5 protein-coding genes are annotated in these 5620 nt (G+C 31.7%); all 5 read right to left on the bottom strand.

Going from position 1 to position 5620, the window contains the following annotated elements; all coding sequences use genetic code 11:
* Positions 1-48: 48 nt before the first annotated feature.
* A complete protein-coding gene (locus tag HNS38_RS19585) occupies positions 49-885 on the bottom strand; it encodes a C13 family peptidase (RefSeq protein ID WP_172346952.1) in 837 nt (278 codons plus the stop codon).
* A 121-nt stretch (positions 886-1006) separates the two neighbouring features.
* Positions 1007-2470, bottom strand: coding sequence for a FlgD immunoglobulin-like domain containing protein (locus HNS38_RS19590; protein ID WP_172277431.1), 1464 nt, complete (start codon positions 2468-2470; stop codon positions 1007-1009).
* A gap of 1 nt (position 2471) precedes the next feature.
* Positions 2472-2987 (bottom strand): hypothetical protein, encoded by a 516-nt coding sequence (locus tag HNS38_RS19595; RefSeq protein ID WP_172277428.1) that lies wholly within the window; start codon positions 2985-2987, stop codon positions 2472-2474.
* Positions 2988-3106: 119 nt separating this feature from the next.
* Entirely contained in the window at positions 3107-4561 is a 1455-nt protein-coding gene (locus tag HNS38_RS19600) for a T9SS type A sorting domain-containing protein (protein ID WP_172277425.1), read from the bottom strand.
* Between the two features lie 452 nt (positions 4562-5013).
* Positions 5014-5358: a GIY-YIG nuclease family protein gene (locus HNS38_RS21295; RefSeq protein ID WP_216663795.1), complete on the bottom strand. Its 345-nt coding sequence runs from the start codon at positions 5356-5358 to the stop codon at positions 5014-5016.
* Between the last annotated feature and the right edge of the window lie 262 nt (positions 5359-5620).

Consider the following 5620-nt stretch of genomic DNA (forward strand, 5'->3'; position numbering starts at 1 on the left):
CAAAATAATATACTCATATACAACTATTTGTGAACTAAATGGGTAACCCTATAAACTAATATATAAATCAGTATTTAAATCAGCGTCTGTATAATCTTCGTTATCATAGCTGTCCAAATATGCAGGAGATTCACCATTAGTTGATGAATACATATGGAAAAAGCATTCACTATGTGTATACTGTTTACCATTGATTAATTCATTCTCAATATCTGGAGTATCATTTCCTGATTCAGCTCCTTCAAGATATTGGCAAGCTGAATGGAAAACAGTATTTTGGCCTTCTAAGGCTCCATTAAAGCCCCCAGAGTTGCATTGAAGCATCCAAAAAGCTTTTTTATGAGCAGGAATAGGGTTTACCAATGCTGCAAAATCATCCTCAATTATATATTCATCATCCATTAAAAGTAACCTTGCATGGCCTTCAATAAACATCCCATGATCAAAAGTCCATACAAATAAAAAATCATCTTCTGTAAGCTGAGGAAAACCGCCATTACCAAGTCTTAAACCATTAAATACCATTTGTAAGTTTGCTAAGGTAGCAGGATAATCTGTTACTGTAACAGTAGAACTAGGTTTATATCTGTCATCGATAAGAGGGTGATTAAAAGAATAATCAACTCCATCGGCAAATAGTACAAATATATTATCAGGATCATACCCCTTAGCTTGTAATAATTCCCACATTAAAAAGGTATCGTTCCAAAACTCATCAAAATCTTGGTTATTGTCAGTTTGACCTCCATTAAACTGATGGGTATTTGGAATGCCCTGTGCAACATAATCACCAATAATGAGCACTGCATATTTTTCTTGGCTTATACCAATTTGGCTTATACAAAAAGCCATAAATAAAGCTATAAAAGTTTTTACATTAAACATAATGTTTAGTTTTGCACAAAAGCCGGATTATGGAGTAGCTAAGCATTTTTCCCTGCAAAGATGAGTGCTTATGCCACTCCTTACTGTCCGGTGTTTTGTTCGGTTTATAATAAAATTATTATTAAAATACTTCAACAGAACGTGTCATGATTTGTTTGCCGGCTTTCAAACGAATAAGATACAGACCGGGACTTACCTCCTTTCCATTTTTATCTGTAGCATTCCACTTTATTCTTTGTGTTCCTGTTGATTGTTTTTTATTTACTAAGGTTTTTATGAGTTCTCCTTTTAGATTATAGATTTTTAATTCTATATGAACCGTATTACTCAAATGATATTGAATATTTGCTTGAGTACTGATTGGATTGGGGAAAATTGCGAATTTTGAAAATGTAACTGGTAATACTTCATCTGTATTTACCAATACTTCATATTTTCTTAAAACTATATTTGACTCCACTATAGAAGCACCATAAATTGTATCCACTTTACCATTTACTAAATATATTAAATTTCCCTTATTAATTAGTTTGTTCAAAAAATTCCCATAATTATCTTCATTTATAATTTCACCAATCCATTCCGCATTCTTTTTTTGATAATGAATTAATCTATAACCATCTTCATATTTTTCATTATCAATTATATGAGTTTTGTTATAAGAATCTATTACTATTGCTTGGTCACTTGGATCTTCCACAATAATTTCAGGATCGGACCATTCTGTTCCATCATAAAAAGCATATAATGACCCATCGTTTGGAGGAGCTGAATTAGAGAGCGTCTGCCTCCATACAATTTGAGGATGATTAAGGTTGTTTATAGCCAAATCGTTTCCTACCCAAACTTTATAATCTACACTTACTTGGCTAATGTTGGACCAATTATTATTCTGGCAGGTTGAGTAAACTATTTCTAGATCATTATTACTTTGATAATAATAATAATGATATGCTGAACAATGTAATATATTATTATTATCAATGACTATTTTCCCAATAAAATAGACATCACTATTATCATAAGGGATTAAAAAATCGCTCCACTGATCGTTTTCGTAATAGCGATAGACCATAGATCCATTATTATTATACCAATCACAATACCAAAAACAATAGACTCTATCGTTATTATCTATGTATAATGAATTATGATCAGAACCATACCATCCATTAGAAACTGTATCAATGGCACTCCAGTATTCACCATTATATTTCCGCAAAAATATAAGCATGTCGCTGGGATTACCAGCATTATAATCATAGCTAATGTATACCTGATTGTCACTATCTACTACCACATGAGGATTTTCCATCCACAATGTGTTGTTCTGTGAAATATTTTCTGCTTCGCTCCATGTTAAGCCATCGTCCTCGCTTTTGCTATAATAAATAATACGGTGATTAGCTTCTAATCTATAACTCCATACAACATGTATGATTCCATTATTAGCTATATAAAAATCGGGACTGGAATTATAACCTTGTAATTTACTTATTTCTACGGGCTCACTCCATTCTTGGGCGGAAGTAGGAGTATTATAAATAAATGTGAACAGGATAATAAGGCAAATAGTGCGTTTCATTTTATTGGTCTTTAATATTTATATCTAGTATAATATTTGCATTCAAAGGCTGAATCAAATGGCTTAAGTCTTCTTTGCTTAATTGGCCTTCGTATAATTGAATATTAGTCTTGTGATCGGAAAATTTCTCATAAGTCCAAACAAATAGGCTATCAAACTTGCTAAGTTTATTTACGCTCTGACTTCCTTCTTTAAACTCATTAAAAACTTTGTTAATATTATCCAAGGTAGCTGCATCATAAGTAAGAACAATACCTACATTGGGTTTGTATCTATGTGCTAAGCTTGGACTTTGGTAGTCGTATCCATTATCAAAAAACACATAAATATTCTGAGGTGCATAGCCTTTGCTTTGTAGCTCTTCCCACTTTAAGAAGGTTTCTATCCAAGCTTGAGAGTGATTATTTGATTGAACTTGAGTTTTGGCAATTATTACTGCATATTTTTCTTGGCCAATACCAATATGGCTCATGCAGAGAACCATTAATAAAATCATAATTGTTTTAAGTTTAAACATATTGTTTAGATTTGCAACATCAGCCAGATTGGGGAGTACTGTAGCATATAATCTGTGGAAAGTTTGCTGCTATAGATACTCCTAGTTATCTGGCGAAATGTTCGGTTAATAATTCATTATTATCTAATAAACTCAATCTTTTGAGTAGATATGGATTGAGCAGCTTGTAATCGCACGATATAAACTCCAGAATTAAACTGATTACCTTCATCTAAAGGATCCCAATTTATCTGATGATTTCCTGATAACATTTTGCCATCATAAAGCGTTTTAATTAACTCCCCTTGCATATTATAAATTTTAATATTTACCAATTCTTCATTTTCTAGAAAGAAATTAATATTAAAGATTTGATTAGAAGGATTTGGTGAAATTTCAAAACTATTTGGTTTTTCTTGTGGACTTATTCTATTTATCATATCAGTTCGAGTAAACATCACATTTTTCATATTATTATCAAAAGCAGTTATTGCTGTGAAAACCATATTAATGGTCATATCTTGTTTAAGAATTTCAAATTGATTGATAGAGTTTTCCATTGGAAAAATGCTCGATTCCCAATTCATGTTATTTTTATAATAATGAACGATAATCCACCTGTCTTCTATTTCTATTTTTTCTCGGTGAAATACGTTTGGGCGATTCTGATAATCAATTATAATTCTTTGGTTGTTTCTACCTTCCCCAAGATAGGTGGGTATATCCCATAAGCCATCTTCATTCTGTGCATTATAATATGTTGTGGAAAGAGGAGGTTCTCCTCCCTGAGGAATATATTCTTGCCAAACCAAATGGGGACTTTCATTATTATCTAAATCTATATCAAAACCTATCCAAGCATAGTGCTCTCCAAATTTCTCAAAATCACTCCATTCATTATTTTCATAATCATAATAAAAATAGATCGGTTTAATGTCATAGTTTCCTTCATTTTGATAATGATGATTTCCAATCCAATGTAAATTGTTTTCTGAATCTACTACAGCATCATTAAAGAAATGATATTCATTATTATTATAAGGGGTAATAACATCACTCCAGCTATCACTATCACTATCTTTATACATATAAGAACAAGTGCCGTTATTAACTGCTTTATACCAAAAGCAATATACTCTATCGTTATAATCAATAAATATTTTATTGCTTCTTGATTTAGTTGTGTAAGGTGTTAAGGCTATTGGCTCACTCCATTCTTCACCATTAAACATATGATAATAAACCTGAATGGCAGTAACGCTCATGCTATTATAATCATAAGACAAGTGTAGATTTTTTTCAGAATCACATACTATGTGTGGGTTGGAAACCCTATATTCATTATTTTGAGAAATATTAATGGCATCGGACCAAGTTAAGCCATTATCGTGTGAATTACAGTAAAATATTTGACTGTAGTCTGTATTATAGACTTCCTGCCAAACACAATGTATTACACCCTCATGGTCTATACAAAACTCTGGATCTAAATACCCACCACTTGTTTTTGTAACAAAGGTAGGTTCAATCCAGTTTTGGGCTTGGTTTTGGAAGCTAAATAGGAGGATAATCGATAGGATAATTAGTTTTTTCATGTTGGTATGCTTTGGGGTTTTAATGCTTTTCAAATATATAAAAAATTCTGTTTGTTTGTTTGTTTGTTTGTTTGTTTGTTTGTTTGTGAGAATTGTATATCTGCCAGAAAATTAGTGGTATTGCGATTGATTTGCTTGGTGCTGATTATCTTGATATTTAGAAGGTTAATCTCAAATATCTTTCTAAATGTTATACTATGTGCTATTATTGTATTGAGTAAAGGAGCTGTTCTTTTGGTGTTTCTTTAGTGATATTGCTTGAACCCTCTTTGGCCATTTCGTGAAGGAATTTTGGTAAACAGAAAAAGCTCCAAATAAATAAATATTTGAAGCTTTTAAGTACTCAAGGTGGGATGCTGACGAATGCGAGCATTGTCATCATCTTGATAATTGCCATGCAATTCATCAAGGCTTGAACTAATCATATATGTCTTTTTCATATGATTAACCTATTATGGCTTATTCGAAACCCTAATATTTAGGATGCTAATCATCTTTGTATCAATAATATCATCTTTATATTTTATAATAAACCTTATTAATCTTTCTCTACTAAGGTTTTTTAACTTCATTTCTAGCCTATAGGCTTCGCTTTTTGATGACTTTTTGGTGTACCATAATAAGTTCCAAGGAATTCCTTTTGATGTGAAGCTTTCTAGTCCTTTATTATGTCTGAGAACTCTGTCTTCTATGTTGTTTGTTGATCCTTTATAAAATAAATCTAAGGACTGAGAGTATAGGATATATGTGTAGAACAGGATCAACGTGTTTTTATGGGGGATGGACAATCTAGTCATTTTTTTCTCTTGTTAATTTAGGAAACTATTAATAATAAATATATTACTCAAATGGTTCATTTAATCTGTAAAAGCATGATAATATATTTCTCTTCAACACTTTTTGAAAAAGTGTTACAAAACCTCCGCTGTATATCAAAGACTACTCCACAAATGCCTTTCCGGAAAAACAATAAACTCCTCCTTATAGTGACATTCTACGAATGATCACTAACGAGCGTCAAACAGTATTGTTTTTTATTCCTTCAAGCCATTTGCTCCG

Origin of the sequence: Lentimicrobium sp. L6, assembly GCF_013166655.1 — a bacterium.
Classification (GTDB): Bacteria; Bacteroidota; Bacteroidia; order Bacteroidales; family UBA12170; genus UBA12170.

Excerpts from the sequence above, each read along its gene's own strand:
- HNS38_RS19585 (WP_172346952.1), bottom strand. The coding sequence starts at position 885 with ATGTTTAATGTAAAAACTTTTATAGCTTTATTTATGGCTTTTTGTATA.
- HNS38_RS19590 (WP_172277431.1), bottom strand. The coding sequence starts at position 2,470 with ATGAAACGCACTATTTGCCTTATTATCCTGTTCACATTTATTTATAAT.
- HNS38_RS19595 (WP_172277428.1), bottom strand. The coding sequence starts at position 2,987 with ATGTTTAAACTTAAAACAATTATGATTTTATTAATGGTTCTCTGCATG.
- HNS38_RS19600 (WP_172277425.1), bottom strand. The coding sequence starts at position 4,561 with ATGAAAAAACTAATTATCCTATCGATTATCCTCCTATTTAGCTTCCAA.
- HNS38_RS21295 (WP_216663795.1), bottom strand. The coding sequence starts at position 5,358 with ATGACTAGATTGTCCATCCCCCATAAAAACACGTTGATCCTGTTCTAC.